The organism is Neisseria brasiliensis (assembly GCF_009671065.1).
GTDB lineage: Bacteria > Pseudomonadota > Gammaproteobacteria > Burkholderiales > Neisseriaceae > Neisseria > Neisseria brasiliensis.
Map to the genome: position 1 here is coordinate 768,193 of NZ_CP046027.1, position 14,603 is coordinate 782,795.

Here is a 14,603-nt window from a genome sequence, read left to right on the forward strand (position 1 = left end):
GTTTTCTTAGTTCAAATTAATTTTTTCAAAAGTCTCAGGCCGTCTGAAAAAGGTTGAAACAACGCTTTTCAGACGGCCTCTTTTTTATAACAACCGATGAATCAATATTCAGCCGAATGCCAAAACGGCTGCCCCACGGTCGGCGTACTTGCCCGCGCTTGTTCACGCGCTTGTACCGGTTCGGCTTCAAATGCGACACGTCCAGCTTGGGTGGCGAGTGCAAACGCGCGTGCCATGTTGACCGGATCGCCCGAACGCGACACGGCGGTATTCAGCAACACGCCGTCAAAGCCCCACTCCATCACCTGCGCCGCTTGCGACGGCAAACCCAAGCCCGCATCGATAATCAGCGGCGTATCGGGCAAGCGTTCGCGCAACACTTTCAGCGCGTATTCATGCACCACACCCAAGCCGGTGCCAATCGGCGCCGCCCATGGCATCAGAGCCTGACAACCGGCATCAAGCAAACGGCGGCAGGCGATTAAATCTTCGGTGCAATACGGCAACACTTTAAAACCATCGTCAATCAGGATTTTAGCCGCCTCAACCAATTGGAACACATCCGGCTGCAAAGTATCATCATCGCCGATTAATTCCAATTTAATCCAATCGGTTTCAAATACTTCACGCGCCATTTGTGCCGTGGTCACGGCTTCTTGCACGCTTTGGCAACCGGCGGTATTGGGCAGCACCGGCACATTCATTTGCTGCAACAAATCCCAAAAGCCCTGCCCGTGCGCTTCCCCTGCCGAACCGGCGCGGCGTAGCGACACGGTAATCATACCGGGCTTGGCCGCTTCAACCGACTGGCGCAACACTTCAGGCGTCGGATAAGCTGCGGTGCCGAGTAGCAGGCACGAAGCAAACGATTCTTCATAAAGATTCAACATGATATTCCTTTCCGCTTCAGCCACCGACCACGGGGCGCACAATATCGACCGCATCGTTTTCATTTAACAGCGTTTGCGCATACACGCCTTTAGACACAAATTGTGTGTTCACCGCCACGGCAAACGGCTTCGCAGGCTCGACCGCCGCTACCAAATCGGCCACGTTTTTTCCTGAAAATTCAAAATTTTCGCCGTTAAGTTTAATGTTCATGCCAACTTTCCTTAAGGCCGTCTGAAACGTTTCAGACGGCCTATTCATTCCACAACGCCTGAAACGCTTTTACCACTGCTTCAGGATCTGCCGCTTCAGTGACCGCGCGCACCACCGCCAGCGATGCTACACCTGTTGCCAACACTTCACGCGCGTTATTCAAATCAATGCCGCCAATCGCCACCACCGGCGTATCACCCGCCTGCTGCACATATTGGCGCAGATTATCCAAGCCTTGCGGCGCAGTCGGCATTTGCTTAGTCGTCGTCGGGAAAATCGCCCCGCTGGCCACATAGCTCGGATTTACCGACAAAGCGCGGTCAAGTTCGCTCACCGAATGCGTGCTCAAACCTAAACGCAATCCGGCGGCTTCGATGGCAGCCAAATCGGCAGTATCCATGTCCTCCTGCCCTAAATGCACGCCATACGCGCCCGCTTTCACCGCCATTTGCCAATGGTCGTTGATGAAAAGCTGGGTTTCGCTGCCTTGACAGGCCGCAACGCAGCGTTCGATTTCACGATATAAGGCATCGCCGCTCAAATCTTTATTGCGCAACTGCACCGTATCCGCACCGGCTTTCACCATGCGCTCGACCCAGTCGGCGGTCGGAACGACTGCGTAAAATTTCAATGGTTTAACTAATTTTGGGAACTGCATTTCAGGTTTCCTTATATGGTTTTCAGACGGCCGCCAAGCGAACATAATCCAAGCCGGTTTCGGCATCAGATTCGGCAAGCTCGCCACCGCCGAACAAATTCACCGCCAAGCGCACTGCCGCTCCGGCCACCGCCGGCGAAATCATAAAGCCGTGGCGGAACAGGCCGTTTACTTCAATCAAACGCGATGCCTCATGATAACGGATTTCCGGATTGTGGTGGTGTAAAGTCGGGCGCAGACCAACCGCAATTTCGCGGATTTCCGCTTCGCCAAAAGCCGGATGCACGGCATACAGCGCGGACAATAATTCCAAGCCCGAACGCACGCTGGCCGGCGCATCGCTTTCGCTTTCCAATTGGGTCGCACCAATCACAAACAAATGGTTTTCTTTCGGAGCAATATAGAGCGGGTAACGCGGATGCAGCAAGCGCACCGGACGGTTCAGGTTGACTTCGGGCGCATAAACGCGCGCCACTTCTCCGCGCACACCGCGCAAACGGCTGGCTTCAGACGGCCTGTTCCAACGTGTTTTGGCACCATAACCGCGACAATCGATAATGCCATCGAAGCCTTGCAAATCAGCCACTTCACGCGCTTCTTGCCAATGGCAGTGCACACCGATGTCTTCTAACGTATCCGCCAGCGACACCAGCACTTGGCGGTTGTCCAACTGACCTTCTCCGGGCAAATACAGGCCATCTGAAAAACGGCCGGCCAGTTGCGGTTCATGGGCAGCAATATCGGTAGCAGACCAGCGCACAGTCGGGTTTTCCCCTTGATTGGCACGGCTTAAGTGCTGCTGAAAATCGCGCGACAAGGGCTTATCCTGCCCGTGCCACACAATCAGGCTGCCGTTTTCCTGATGGAACACCGGCGTTTTCAGACGGCCTGTAATATCGCGCCACAAATCCATGCTTTGTCGCCCGAGCGACACCACCAACGGCGTGGCTTCCACCGATTCGGCCAAAGGCGCCAACATAGCCGCCGCCACATAAGCCGCCGCCTGCTCACCCGTGCGCGTACCCTTATCAAACAGCGACACTTCAAAGCCTTGCTGCGCCAAACCCCATGCGGTGAAACGGCCGCACAAGCCGCCGCCCAATACTGCGATGTGTTTCATCTTTTGCTCTTTATTGGATTGAAAAATGACTATATGGCATTGTAAACAATTTAATGATGCGGATAAAGGCCGTCTGAATGAATTTTGAAGTGTATCAAGGGATTTATGGAAACAGTATCTGTAAGATTGATTGAGCTATGATTGAAGATTGATGTTATTTTAAAGATTGCGCTTCATGGCCGCGCGGCCACCTACTTGTTCTTTGCTTCGCCAAAGAAAAGTAGGCAAAAGAAAGGCGACCGCAGTTGCAGGTTCGCCCTTTGGGGCGAACTTCCCTCACTACGCAGGATTTTGGCAGCAGGCTCGAACTCGCTGCCTTTGGGCAGCTCAAACACCGAGCCTTTTATCCTGCCAAAACCCTACTCCGTTCGGCTGCGCCAACGGATTAACTGTAGGCTCTAGAAGTTTCTGCCAAGCAAAATTTGATTATCTGACATACTGCATTAATCACCCTTACCGCATTCTAGAAATTTCAACCTGCTAACCCTTTCAGACGGCCTGTTTTCTTTGCTATGATAACCCTTTCCCCTTCCCACTCACCCACCATCATGAACCTGCTCGACACCGCACGCCGCTATTCTCCGTTTCTCGCCCGTAATTTGGATTCAGGCCGTCTGAACGCGGACGTTTTTCAGCCCATGCTGCACAAAGTTTTAAGCATGGAAGATTTCCAAGCCTTTGCCGATTGGGACAAAATCCGCGCCGATGAAAATGAAGAAGAATTGGCCAAGCAGTTGCGCGAATTGCGCCGCTATGTGGTATCGCAAATCATTGTGCGTGATGTGAACCGTTTGAGTGATTTAGAGGAAGTCACACGCACGATTACGCTGTTTGCCGATTTTGCCATCAATATGACGTTGGATTTTTCCTATGCCTATTATCAAGATATGTATGGCACGCCCATCGGCCGCTATACGGGTGAGCCGCAGCATTTGAGCGTGGTGGCAATGGGCAAGGCTGGTGGTTATGAGTTGAACGTGTCGTCCGACATTGATTTGATTTTCGTGTATCCGGAATCGGGCTCTACCGACGGCAAACGCGACCGCGACAATCAGGAATTTTTCACGCGCGTGGGCAAGAAGCTGATTGCGCTGTTGAACGATGTCACCGCCGACGGCTGGGTGTTCCGCGTCGATATGCGTTTGCGGCCGGACGGCGATTCGGGCGCATTGGTGTTGAGCGAAACCGCCTTGGAGCAATATTTGATTCAGCAGGGGCGTGAATGGGAGCGTTATGCGTGGTGCAAAGGCCGTGTGGTTACACCTTATCCGAATGATATTAAAGGTTTAATCCGCCCGTTTGTGTTCCGCAAATATTTGGACTACAACGCCTACAGCGCCATGCGCAGCCTGCATCGCCAAATCCGCAACGAAGTGAGCAAAAAAGGCTTGGCGGATAACGTGAAACTCGGCGCGGGTGGCATCCGTGAAGTCGAATTTATCGCGCAGATTTTCCAAATGATACGCGGCGGTCAAATGCGCGCGCTGCAATTGAAAGGCACGCAGGAAACGCTGCTGAAGCTGGAAGAATTGGGCATTATCCCGAGCGAACAAGTTGCCACGCTGCTGGAAGCCTACCGCTTTTTGCGCGATGTCGAACACCGCCTGCAATATTGGGAAGACCAGCAAACGCAAACCCTGCCGACCACGCCCGAGCAACAGCAATTGCTGGCCGAAAGCATGGGTTTTGCCGATTACGCCGCTTTTTCAGACGGCCTCAACCAACACCGCAGCCGCGTGAACGCTTTGTTTAACGAGATTTTGAGCGATTCCGAAAGCGAAATCGACGAAAGCAACCACGAATGGCTGTGGGCTTGGCAGGAAACACCCGATGAAGACGAACGCACCCAACGCCTAAACGAACACGGTTTCCATGCCGACAGCGTGGCCGCCCGCCTCGACCAATTGCGCGGCAGCCACAAATACCGCCATTTGTCGGCACAGGCCCAGCCGCGTTTCGATGCGATGGTACCCGCCTTTATGCAGGCCGCCGCCGCGCAACCCAACCCCACAGATACCTTTATGCGCCTGATGGATTTTTTAGAAAACATCAGCCGCCGCTCGGCTTATCTCGCCTTTCTCAACGAACATCCGCAAACTCTGCAGCAACTGGCTGAAATCATGAGCCAAAGCTCGTGGGTGGCCGCCTATCTCACGCAATACCCGATTCTGCTCGACGAGCTGATTAGCACCCAACTGCTCGAAACCGATTTCGACTGGACTAAGCTGGCCACCGAGCTTTCAGACGGCCTCAACAACTGCAAACACGATACCGAAGCGCAAATGGACATTCTGCGCCATTTCCAACACGCCCAGCTATTCCGTTTGGCGGTGCAGGATTTGGCCGGATTGTGGACAATTGAAGCCCTCTCCGACGAACTCTCCGCGCTGGCCGACACCGTGATTGCCGCCGCGCTGCCGTTTGTTTGGGCAGATATGCCGAAAAAACACCGCGACACACCGCAATTTGCCGTCATCAGCTATGGCAAACTTGGCGGCAAAGAATTGGGCTACACCTCGGATTTAGACTTGGTCTATCTGTTTGACGACAACGACCCCGACGCGCAAGACGTGTATATCCGCTTTGCCCGCCGCCTGACCAACTGGCTCTCCACCCCCACCGGCGCGGGCACACTCTACGATGTCGATGTGCGCCTGCGCCCCAACGGCGACAGTGGTTTTCTCGCCCAAAGTGTGGCCGCGTTTGAAAAATACCAACGCGAAAACGCTTGGACATGGGAACACCAATCCCTCACCCGCGCCCGCTTTATCTGCGGCATGCCTGAGATTCAGACGGCCTTTGACCGCATCCGCGCCGATATACTCACCACCGAACGCGACACCGCCAAGCTGGCAGGCGAAATCATCGACATGCGCGAAAAAATGTTCCCCACCCATCCGACTGCCGACAGCAACGTCAAATACGCGCGCGGCGGCGTGGTCGATGTCGAATTCATCGTGCAATACCTGATTTTGGCACACGCCCACCAACACCCCGAATTGCTCGACAACTACGGCAACATCGCCCTATTAAACATCGCCGCCGACTGCGGTTTAATAGACAAACAACTGGCCGAACAAAGCCGCACCGCCTACCGCTTCTACCGCCAACAGCAGCACAACACCAAGCTGCGCGATGTCGGCAAAGTGGAAGTGAATGATGTTTTGCTGGGGCATTATGAAAGTGTTCGGAAGCTGTGGTTGGAAGTGTTTGAGGAAGAAGCGAAACAGGGGTAAAGGCCGTCTGAAAGGGCTAATTTCCCCGTTAACAAACAACATTAGGTTGAGGATTCTGCAAAACCCGTCCGAATACCAGAATATACATAACCGCCGTCATTCCCGCGCAGGCGGGAATCCATTTTCAAGCATGGCAAGCTGTTGAATAAAATGGGTTTCTTAGATTTTACAATGGATTCCCGCCTACGCGGGAATGACGGCAGGTTTGTTTTTTATCGATAGTCACGAAGTTTTGCAAAGGTTTCAAGGCTTATTGGTTTCAACTAAGCCTTCCCAACCATAAAAGGCCGTCTGAAAAATACCTTTTCAGACGGCCTTTCATCATCACTTCAACCCCGCTTACGCGTTCAGCAAGCTTTCGTCCAAAGTCAAATCTTCATTCTTATTCACAGCCACTTTGCGCGCCAACACGTTTTCGGCAATGCCTTGCGCTTCGGTGAGCGAGTGCATTTGGTAAGTGCCGCATTGGTATTCGTTCAATTCCGGAATTTTGCTTTGGTCTTGCACGTTCAACACATCGTTCATCGAGGCCAGCCATGCATCCGCCACTTGGCTTTCAGACGGCGTGCCAATAAGGCTCATGTAGAAACCGGTGCGGCAGCCCATCGGCGAAATATCGATGATTTCGACATCATCGCTGTTCAAATGGTCGCGCATGAAACCGGCAAACAAATGCTCCAGTGTGTGAATGCCTTTTTCCGGCAAAATTTCTTCATTCGGAATGCAGAAACGCAGGTCGAACACGGTAATAGTGTCGCCTTTCGGAGTGGTCATGGTTTTGGCCACGCGCACGGCAGGGGCGTGCATGCGGGTGTGGTCAACTTTGAAGCTGTCTAATAAAGGCATGGTTTTTCCTTAAATGTTGGTATCTGAAATAATAGAATCAGGCAATCGGTTTTACAAGGCCGCCACGGCAACGTCTTCGCCCGAAGCCGCGCTCAAGGCATCGTTTAACACGGCGAAAAATTCGCTGTTGTCGCGGGTGGACAACCATTGGCCGTCTTTTTCGGTGAAGTGGTAGCCGCCGCTTTTGGCCGCAATCCACAATTCCTGATTGGGCGTGTGGCGGTTGACGATAATCTGCGTGCCGTCGTCGGCTTCGATGGTTAATACGTTTCCGGCAAACTGGCAGTCGAAATCCCAGCCGTTTTCATCGATTTGGTCTTCGATGTGGTTGAACAATTCTTCCGTGTGGCGGATAAATTCACTCTCGGTCATCATGGCTTTTTGTGTGTTTTTTGTTTAAGATACTCAATCTTGCCACATTCACGCTCAACACGAAAGTTTTCCCATGAAATCCTGCGTATTTTTATCGGTTGCGGCAGCGGTTTTGCTGTCGGCCTGCGGTCACAAAGGCGATTTGTATTTGCCCAAGGAAGGCGACAAAGCGCGTTTCGGCGTGATTCAAACCGGCCTCGAATTCAACCGCAACTCCAAAGAACCAACCACCCAATCACCAGATTAAACGATTATGACACTTTATTGCGAACAAGTCCCCCACACTCATTTGGCCGAAGAATTCGGCACCCCACTGTATGTGTACAGCCAAGCCGCGCTGACTGAAGCGTTTGGTGCCTACACTTCTGCCTTTGCCGCACTCGACCCGCTGATTTGCTATGCGGTCAAAGCCAACGGTAATTTAAGCATCATCAAACACTTTGCCGCGCTTGGCAGCGGCTTCGACATCGTCTCCGGCGGCGAGCTGGCGCGCGTGTTGGCGGCCGGCGGCGATGCCTCGAAAGTGATTTTTTCCGGTGTCGGCAAAAGTGAAGCCGAAATCGAATTTGCCCTGAATGCCGGCGTGAAATGCTTCAATATGGAAAGCATTCCCGAAATCGACCGTATTCAAAAAGTGGCCGCCAAACTCGACACCACCGCGCCTGTCTCATTGCGCGTCAATCCCGATGTTGACCCCAAAACCCACCCCTACATTTCCACCGGCCTGAAAGCCAACAAATTCGGCATCGCCTACGCCGACACCTTGGCCGCCTATCAACACGCTGCCAAACAGCCGAATCTGAAAATCGTCGGCATCGATTGCCACATCGGTTCGCAACTGACCGATTTAAGCCCGCTGGTTGAAGCCTGCGAGCGCATTTTGCTGCTGGTCGATACTTTGGCCGAACACGGCATTGTGTTGGAACACTTAGACTTAGGCGGCGGCGTGGGCATCGTGTATAAAGACGAAAACGTGCCGGATTTGGCTGCCTATGCCGCCGAAGTCCACCAACGCTTGGCCGGCCGCAACTTGAAGCTGATTCTCGAACCCGGCCGCAGCTTGGTTGGCAACGCCGGCACCCTGCTCACACGCGTGGAATTTGTCAAAACCGGAGAAGAGAAAAACTTCGTGATGGTCGATGCCGCCATGAACGACCTCATGCGCCCCGCCCTGTACGACGCTTATCACCACATTGAAAACGTCGAGCAAAAAGACATCGCCCCGTTTACCGCCGACATCGTCGGCCCGATTTGCGAAACCGGCGATTTCCTCGGCCAAAACCGCCAAATCGCCTGCGAAGCCGGTGACTTGTTGGCCGTGCGCAGCGCAGGCGCCTACGGTGCGAGCATGGCCAGCAACTACAACGCCCGCAACCGCGCGGCGGAAGTACTGGTCAACGGCAGCGAAGCCAAACTTATCCGCCAACGCGAAACCTTAGAGCAACAAATGGCCAACGAATTGGCGTGTTTGTAAGAATTTAATGTTTGCAAACGAGCAGGCCGTCTGAAAGTGACATTCCACTTTCAGACGGCCTTTTAATCAGCTTCAAAACATCAACTTAATAATGCGGCGGAATCTCATCGCGCAAACTGTATTCCTCGCGCTCGCCGTCCGCACCTTTGTCCTGCATTTTCTGATACAGCACCCGCATTTGCGCTTGCTGCAAATCCAGCGTTTGCTGCATTTTGGCGATGGTATCGCTCAAGCTGGCAATCAGATCGTCTTGTAAGGCCGTCTGAATTTCCAGCTCGGTGATACGGTTTTCCAAATCTTCCATCACAACACCATGGCGGCAATCCAGCCGGCAATCATCAGCGGGATGTTGTAGTGGATAAAGGTCGGCACCACAGAATCACGGATATGGTCGTGTTGGCCGTCCACGTTCAAACCCATGGTCGGGCCAAGCGTGGAATCGGATGCGGGCGAACCGGCATCACCCAGCGCACCGGCGGTACCAATCAAGGCGATGGTGGCCAGCGGTGAGAAGCCCAAGCTCATGCACAGCGGCACATAAATCGCGGAAATAATCGGCAAGGTCGAAAACGATGAACCAATGCCCATGGTCACCAGCAAGCCGACCACCAACATGGCAAACGCGGCCATGCCTTTGCTGCCGCCAAATGCGGCCATGCTGCCGTCAACCAGCGGTTGAATGTCGCCGGTGGCTTTCATCACGACTGCAAAACCTTGTGCGGCAATCATCACGAAACCAATCATCGCCATCATTTTAATGCCCGCGCCGAACACATCATTGGCATCGCTGCGTTTTACCACGCCCAAGGTCATGAATACGGCAAAGCCCAACATCGCGCCCAGCAGCAAAGCATCGTTGTAAATCAACTGAATGGCGAAACACACGGCAATCGCCACGGCTGCTACCAAGCTGCGGTAAGACGACGGCTCAGGCTGCTTGGTGCTGGCATCGTTGTTGTCGGTATCGATTTGGCTGTTTTGATACACGCGCGGTTTGCGGTAGTGGATAAACGCCAACACCAAGCCGCTGACCATGCCCAAAGCCGGAATTGCCATCGCCTGAATCACGCTCAAACCATCGGTGTTCAAACCGGCAGATTTAATATTGCTCAACAAGATCTCGTTCAAGAAAATCGCGCCGAAACCATACGGCAGGAACATATACGTCGTCACCAAACCAAAGGTAATCACACAAGCCACCAAACGGCGGTCGACTTGCAAGCGGTTAAACACCAGCAACAGCGGCGGCACAATCATCGGAATGAAGGCAATGTGAATCGGCACCACGTTTTGGCTCATGATGCCCATTACCAGCAACACCATCAGCAAGATCCATTTAACCGAGCTGCCACTGCGGTTGACCTGATCCGGCACGCCGCCGTTATTCAGCTTGCGCACCACCGCACCAGCCAATTGCTGCGGCAAGCCCGAATGGGTAATCGCCATCGCAAATGCGCCCAACATGGCATACGACAGCGCAATTTTCGCACCGCCGGCCAAACCGTTTTGGAACACGGTAATAATGCCCTCTTGCGACACCGCACCAGCCGCATCTTTCAAATCGGCCAGCGGCATACCGGCAATCAAACCGCCGATAAACGCGCCAATCACCAAACTCAGCACCACGTGCACCCTGGCCAGCGACAACGCCAGCATCACCACTACTGCAATTACAACGGCATTCATGCCTTTTCTCCGTTTTGTTGTAAAGAAACAGCTTCTTGATGGAACATCAAAAAGAAAACGGTATCATAACATAAATTTACATCGGCATAACATACACGGCAACAAAATGCCAAGCAAAACAAAGGCCGTCTGAAATTTCAGACGGCCTTTGTGTTTAACAACTCATCAGGTGGCCCAACCATTAATCCCAATCGCGGTGATGGCGGCGGTGTTTGGCATATTTTTTGTGTTTTTTATGCTTTTTGTTGGATACTTTGTAATGGCGGTAGCCACGGTTTTCTTTTTGATCCATTTTTTTGTTGTGGTAGGCATAAGCATTACCGGCCAAACCACCGGCTGCGGCACCCAGCAACATGCTTTGGCCATCGCCACCCAAAGCACCGGTCAATGCTGCACCGGCCACTGCACCAACCACCGTGGCTTTGGTTTGATTCGATGTGCCTCGCGCGTGTACGGCAGTGCTTGGCAACACCAACGCTGCCGACATCAATGCCACGGCACAATATTTTTTGTATGAAGTCATATTCGGCCTCCTTCTGCTCGGCCATTTTTCATCATACATACGATAATGAATGTATGCGTATTATGACCATTTCTAGCCGATTCGTTCTTATGGATTCGGCAAAAGCAGGTAAACCTCGGTAAACCGTATTAATCGGAAATATTCACCTGATGTGACTTTCAGACGGCCTAAAATTATTGTGGCCATTGGCCTAAGGTAATGCGGTCGAGTCCGGCCAAATCTTGCAAAGTGTTCACTTCAGCAAACCCTTTCTCCATCAAGATTTCCCGCGCCGCCAAGCCCTGATTGTAGCCGTGTTCCAACAGCAGCCAGCCGCCTTGCTTCAAATATTGCGGCGCACCTGCAGCCAATTCGCGGATGCAGCTGAGGCCGTCTGAAAAATCGGTTAACGCAGTTGGCGGCTCGAAACGCAAATCGCCTTGTTGCAAATGCTCGTCTTCTGCTTCGATATAAGGCGGATTCGACACAATCACATCATAGCTATGCGGTTCAGACGGCCTATCCACGTCAAACCATGAGCCTAAAGCAAACTCTACCGCCGCGCCCAAATCCTGCGCATTGCTTTGCGCGGTTTGCAACGCACCGCTACTGATGTCGGAAGCGCGCACCTTGGCATCCGGCCGTTCCAGCGCAATGATAACGGCAATCGCACCGCTGCCGGTGCCCAAGTCCCACACCTTGCCGCCTTGCGGCAAACGCGCCATCACTGCTTCGACCAAATGCTCGGTTTCAGGGCGAGGGATCAAGACATGCTGATTGACCGCAAACATGCGGCCGTAAAATTCGCGTTCACCCAAAATATAGGCCATCGGCTCGCCGTTCAGACGGCGTTGCGCCACCGCGTCCAATTTCACTGCGGTTTCAGACGGCATTTCGGCATCGCCTTGCGTAATCAACTGCACGCGCGAATAGCCGGTGATGTATTGCAGCAACATCCGCGCTTCATTTTTCGGCAGCGCAGATTGGCGCAACCATTGCTCTAAAGTCATTTCAGACGGCCTTTTCGTTGAATTGCTGCCATTATATCAGCGTTAAACTTTGATAAACGGTATTAAATAGCAGATATTCGGTTTACTGGCGCAATAAACCGTGTTTTAATGTCGGCATAAAATAATTTTGGGGCTTAGGAAGCAAAATCATCAAAAAACCTGATAAGCTCCTAATATGAAACTAAAAAATAAGTATCAAAAGTTCAGCAAAATTTCAGAGCAAAAGTTTAGAGAAATAATCCGCTGTTTTGCTCTTGATTTGACCGCTTCCGATACTGCTAAAATGACCGGCATTAGTGTACGCAGTATCAATCCTATTTTCCTGAAAATCAGACACAGGATTGCTGCTCTGTGCGAACAAAGCTCACCACTGTCCGGTGTGGTCGAATTAGATGAATCTTACTTTGGTGCGCGACGTATCAGGGGTAAGCGCGGTCGCGGAGCGTCAGGTAAAACCATCGTATTTGGCATACTGAAACGCAATGGCGTGGTCTATACGGAAATCGTTCCCGACGCTTCGAAAGCCTCACTAATCAAGGTCATACGTGGTCACATATCTGCTGACAGTGAAATCAATACTGACGGCTGGAAAGCATATGACGGTCTTGTCGATATGGGCTATGAGAAGCATTACCGTGTCCATCATGGTTCCAATGAGTTTGCTCGAGGAAAGCAACATATCAATGGTATTGAATCTTTTTGGAGTTATGCTAAGGGGCGTTTGGCTAAATTTCATGGTATTTCCAAAGAGATGTTTTATCTGCATCTCAAAGAAACGGAGTTTAGGTTTAACCACCGGCATGAAGATTTAGGTAAAATATTAATGAAGATGCTTCGAAATAACCCAATTTAATATTTTTGCTTCCTAAGCCCCTTCATTATTATTTCTTCAGTGGTTATTCATTCAGACGGCATTTTAACACGAAGCCTAAAGAAAAGGCCGTCTGAAACAATTTCAGACGGCCTGTATATTCATTGGATTACTCGTCGACTTTGGTTTCCAAGCCGCCGATCGGACCGGAATCCGGCACAATCTCTTCTTCATCCAATTTGCGCGCTTCGATTTCTTCGTCAGACAACGGCTCTTCGGCATAACGCACAACGCTGTCCACCGAATCTTCAATCACCAATTCACGCTCCAGCGCTTCCATTTCGGCAGCAGAAGAGACGTCGAAAGTGCTGTCTTGGTTGTTTGGGGTATTCGTGCTCATGGTTTTCTCCTTATTTGAATGAACATATTTTTTACAACGTGTCTTCATCGTAACAGAAAAACCGTTACCAGCCGTCTGAAAATGTATTTTTTGGTAAATATAAAGGCCGAGACCTTTGCAAAACCCCTCTTAAATCCCATGTAAAGTAACTATAGTTACCAAGCGGCATAATACTTCCCAAACACCCTAAAATCCTCTAAATTCCCTTTAAGCCGAATTTAGAGGATTTTCTTCATGAGCAGCTTCTTCAAACAAACCGTCGAAACTATCGTTGGTAAAGACCCCGACCGCTTTCCCTTGCTCAAAATTCAGCTCATTATCGACTGGCAGCCCATTGCCGATTATCTCGAACAACAAAAAGGCCGCTATACCCGTCATCACGGCGGCCGCCCCGCCTATTCATTATTGTCCATGTTTAAAGCCGTCTTACTCGGCCAATGGCACAGCCTGTCCGATCCCGAACTCGAACACAGTCTCATTACCCGTATCGACTTTTATCTCTTCTGCGGTTTTGACGAGCTCAACACCCCCGACCACAGCACACTGTGCCGTTACCGCAACTGGCTGGCACAAAACAATCTACTTGCCGAATTACTGGATTTGATTAACCGCCAATTAACCGACAAAGGCTTAAAAATCCAACATGCCAAAGCAGCCGTTATTGACGCCACCATAATCCAAACAGCCGGCGGCAAACAGCGACGGGCGATTGAAACCGATGAAAACGGTGTGGTTTCAGAAAACACTCCCAGCAAAGACCAAGATGCCCGCTGGGTGAAGAAGGACGGTAAGTTCAAACTCGGTTATAAACAACATACTCGTACCGACCATGAAGGCTATATCGAGAAACTGCACATCAGTCCGGCCAACGAACACGAATGCAATCACTTTGAACCGTTGCTGCAAGATATTGCCGAAGGCACCAAGGTTTATGCTGACAAAGGATATGACAGTAAAGCCAATCGAGCCTTACTGCAACAAAAAGGACTTTCAGACGGCATTATGCGTAAGGCGCACCGGGGTCATCCGTTAACTGAAGAAGATAAGGCAAGAAATAAGCAATTGTCGAAAACGCGTTATGTGGTGGAACAGAGCTTTGGTACGCTACACCGTAAATTCCGCTACCACCGTGCGGCTTACTTCGGCTTATTGAAAGTGACTGCGCAAAGTCATTTGAAAGCGATTTGTATCAACCTGCTGAAGGCTGCCAACAGGCTTCGTGTGTCTGCTGCCGCGTGAAAAGGGGGAAATGTGCCCGAGAATAGGGAATTTTAGGTAATGATTGGGGATTTTATGTTGAAAAAAAGCTTACTTAGTAACCTAAGTAAGCTTTTTTTGATAGTGGGCAGGGTTTTGCAAAGGTCTCAGGCCGTCTGAAAATTTACTT

General features: G+C 51.5%; 16 protein-coding genes. 5 read left to right on the forward strand and 11 right to left on the reverse strand.

The features are described from left to right. Positions 1 to 101 precede the first annotated feature (101 nt). The 4 genes from GJV52_RS03895 to GJV52_RS03910 are packed head-to-tail and all read right to left on the reverse strand — an operon-like array spanning position 102 to position 2,879. Entirely contained in the window at positions 102 to 890 is a 789-nt protein-coding gene (locus tag GJV52_RS03895; RefSeq protein WP_100564298.1) for a thiazole synthase, read from the reverse strand. 16 nt (positions 891 to 906) lie between these two features. After that, a complete protein-coding gene (gene thiS / locus GJV52_RS03900) occupies positions 907 to 1,101 on the reverse strand; it encodes a sulfur carrier protein ThiS (RefSeq protein WP_095502434.1) in 195 nt (64 codons plus the stop codon). Between the two features lie 40 nt (positions 1,102 to 1,141). Beyond that, positions 1,142 to 1,759 (reverse strand): thiamine phosphate synthase, encoded by a 618-nt coding sequence (thiE, locus tag GJV52_RS03905; protein ID WP_095502433.1) that lies wholly within the window; start codon positions 1,757 to 1,759, stop codon positions 1,142 to 1,144. Positions 1,760 to 1,781: 22 nt separating this feature from the next. Then, the gene (locus tag GJV52_RS03910) at positions 1,782 to 2,879 is read right to left on the reverse strand and encodes an FAD-dependent oxidoreductase (protein WP_095502432.1); all 1,098 of its coding nucleotides are present in this window, start codon (positions 2,877 to 2,879) and stop codon (positions 1,782 to 1,784) included. Positions 2,880 to 3,427: 548 nt separating this feature from the next. Here GJV52_RS03910 and glnE point away from each other — a divergent pair. Then, positions 3,428 to 6,115 carry a bifunctional [glutamate--ammonia ligase]-adenylyl-L-tyrosine phosphorylase/[glutamate--ammonia-ligase] adenylyltransferase gene (gene glnE, locus GJV52_RS03915; RefSeq protein WP_095502431.1) on the forward strand — a complete coding sequence of 896 codons (2,688 nt, stop codon included), beginning with the start codon at positions 3,428 to 3,430 and terminating at the stop codon, positions 6,113 to 6,115. A gap of 339 nt (positions 6,116 to 6,454) precedes the next feature. On the opposite strand, the gene luxS is transcribed toward glnE, so the two are convergent. Both luxS and cyaY read right to left on the reverse strand, forming a co-directional pair. Continuing rightward, positions 6,455 to 6,961 carry an S-ribosylhomocysteine lyase gene (luxS, locus tag GJV52_RS03920; RefSeq protein WP_095502430.1) on the reverse strand — a complete coding sequence of 169 codons (507 nt, stop codon included), beginning with the start codon at positions 6,959 to 6,961 and terminating at the stop codon, positions 6,455 to 6,457. A gap of 51 nt (positions 6,962 to 7,012) precedes the next feature. Then, positions 7,013 to 7,336, reverse strand: a complete 324-nt coding sequence (gene cyaY, locus GJV52_RS03925; protein ID WP_095502429.1) for an iron donor protein CyaY — start codon at positions 7,334 to 7,336, stop codon at positions 7,013 to 7,015. A gap of 70 nt (positions 7,337 to 7,406) precedes the next feature. On the opposite strand from cyaY, the gene lptM reads away from it, so the two are divergent. Next, positions 7,407 to 7,580 carry an LPS translocon maturation chaperone LptM gene (gene lptM, locus GJV52_RS03930; RefSeq protein WP_100564300.1) on the forward strand — a complete coding sequence of 58 codons (174 nt, stop codon included), beginning with the start codon at positions 7,407 to 7,409 and terminating at the stop codon, positions 7,578 to 7,580. A 6-nt stretch (positions 7,581 to 7,586) separates the two neighbouring features. Next, the gene (gene lysA, locus GJV52_RS03935) at positions 7,587 to 8,807 is read left to right on the forward strand and encodes a diaminopimelate decarboxylase (protein ID WP_100564302.1); all 1,221 of its coding nucleotides are present in this window, start codon (positions 7,587 to 7,589) and stop codon (positions 8,805 to 8,807) included. 85 nt (positions 8,808 to 8,892) lie between these two features. Here lysA and GJV52_RS03940 read toward each other — a convergent pair whose 3' ends face one another. From GJV52_RS03940 to prmC, 4 genes are all read right to left on the reverse strand, one after another. Continuing rightward, on the reverse strand, positions 8,893 to 9,111 hold the full coding sequence (locus tag GJV52_RS03940; protein WP_100564304.1) for a SlyX family protein: 219 nt from the start codon (positions 9,109 to 9,111) through the stop codon (positions 8,893 to 8,895). Continuing rightward, positions 9,111 to 10,493, reverse strand: coding sequence for a Na+/H+ antiporter family protein (locus GJV52_RS03945; RefSeq protein WP_100564307.1), 1,383 nt, complete (start codon positions 10,491 to 10,493; stop codon positions 9,111 to 9,113). The genes GJV52_RS03940 and GJV52_RS03945 overlap by 1 nt, the downstream gene beginning before the upstream one ends. Positions 10,494 to 10,674: 181 nt before the next feature. Then, a complete protein-coding gene (locus tag GJV52_RS03950; protein WP_095502424.1) occupies positions 10,675 to 11,016 on the reverse strand; it encodes a glycine zipper domain-containing protein in 342 nt (113 codons plus the stop codon). A 173-nt stretch (positions 11,017 to 11,189) separates the two neighbouring features. Further along, positions 11,190 to 12,005 (reverse strand): peptide chain release factor N(5)-glutamine methyltransferase, encoded by an 816-nt coding sequence (gene prmC, locus GJV52_RS03955; protein ID WP_095502423.1) that lies wholly within the window; start codon positions 12,003 to 12,005, stop codon positions 11,190 to 11,192. 175 nt (positions 12,006 to 12,180) lie between these two features. Here prmC and GJV52_RS03960 point away from each other — a divergent pair, with 175 nt between their 5' ends. Next, on the forward strand, positions 12,181 to 12,858 hold the full coding sequence (locus tag GJV52_RS03960) for an IS1595-like element ISNme3 family transposase (RefSeq protein ID WP_095503842.1): 678 nt from the start codon (positions 12,181 to 12,183) through the stop codon (positions 12,856 to 12,858). 127 nt (positions 12,859 to 12,985) lie between these two features. Here the strand turns inward: GJV52_RS03960 and GJV52_RS03965 are convergent, their stop codons facing one another. Then, positions 12,986 to 13,216, reverse strand: a complete 231-nt coding sequence (locus GJV52_RS03965) for a hypothetical protein (RefSeq protein WP_095502060.1) — start codon at positions 13,214 to 13,216, stop codon at positions 12,986 to 12,988. Positions 13,217 to 13,450: 234 nt separating this feature from the next. Here GJV52_RS03965 and GJV52_RS03970 point away from each other — a divergent pair, with 234 nt between their 5' ends. After that, positions 13,451 to 14,455, forward strand: coding sequence for an IS5 family transposase (locus GJV52_RS03970; protein ID WP_195690065.1), 1,005 nt, complete (start codon positions 13,451 to 13,453; stop codon positions 14,453 to 14,455). Positions 14,456 to 14,603 lie beyond the last annotated feature (148 nt).

Excerpts from the sequence above, each read along its gene's own strand:
- GJV52_RS03895 (WP_100564298.1), bottom strand. The coding sequence starts at position 890 with ATGTTGAATCTTTATGAAGAATCGTTTGCTTCGTGCCTGCTACTCGGC.
- thiS (WP_095502434.1), bottom strand. The coding sequence starts at position 1,101 with ATGAACATTAAACTTAACGGCGAAAATTTTGAATTTTCAGGAAAAAAC.
- thiE (WP_095502433.1), bottom strand. The coding sequence starts at position 1,759 with ATGCAGTTCCCAAAATTAGTTAAACCATTGAAATTTTACGCAGTCGTT.
- GJV52_RS03910 (WP_095502432.1), bottom strand. The coding sequence starts at position 2,879 with ATGAAACACATCGCAGTATTGGGCGGCGGCTTGTGCGGCCGTTTCACC.
- glnE (WP_095502431.1), top strand. The coding sequence starts at position 3,428 with ATGAACCTGCTCGACACCGCACGCCGCTATTCTCCGTTTCTCGCCCGT.
- luxS (WP_095502430.1), bottom strand. The coding sequence starts at position 6,961 with ATGCCTTTATTAGACAGCTTCAAAGTTGACCACACCCGCATGCACGCC.
- cyaY (WP_095502429.1), bottom strand. The coding sequence starts at position 7,336 with ATGATGACCGAGAGTGAATTTATCCGCCACACGGAAGAATTGTTCAAC.
- lptM (WP_100564300.1), top strand. The coding sequence starts at position 7,407 with ATGAAATCCTGCGTATTTTTATCGGTTGCGGCAGCGGTTTTGCTGTCG.
- lysA (WP_100564302.1), top strand. The coding sequence starts at position 7,587 with ATGACACTTTATTGCGAACAAGTCCCCCACACTCATTTGGCCGAAGAA.
- GJV52_RS03940 (WP_100564304.1), bottom strand. The coding sequence starts at position 9,111 with ATGGAAGATTTGGAAAACCGTATCACCGAGCTGGAAATTCAGACGGCC.
- GJV52_RS03945 (WP_100564307.1), bottom strand. The coding sequence starts at position 10,493 with ATGAATGCCGTTGTAATTGCAGTAGTGGTGATGCTGGCGTTGTCGCTG.
- GJV52_RS03950 (WP_095502424.1), bottom strand. The coding sequence starts at position 11,016 with ATGACTTCATACAAAAAATATTGTGCCGTGGCATTGATGTCGGCAGCG.
- prmC (WP_095502423.1), bottom strand. The coding sequence starts at position 12,005 with ATGACTTTAGAGCAATGGTTGCGCCAATCTGCGCTGCCGAAAAATGAA.
- GJV52_RS03960 (WP_095503842.1), top strand. The coding sequence starts at position 12,181 with ATGAAACTAAAAAATAAGTATCAAAAGTTCAGCAAAATTTCAGAGCAA.
- GJV52_RS03965 (WP_095502060.1), bottom strand. The coding sequence starts at position 13,216 with ATGAGCACGAATACCCCAAACAACCAAGACAGCACTTTCGACGTCTCT.
- GJV52_RS03970 (WP_195690065.1), top strand. The coding sequence starts at position 13,451 with ATGAGCAGCTTCTTCAAACAAACCGTCGAAACTATCGTTGGTAAAGAC.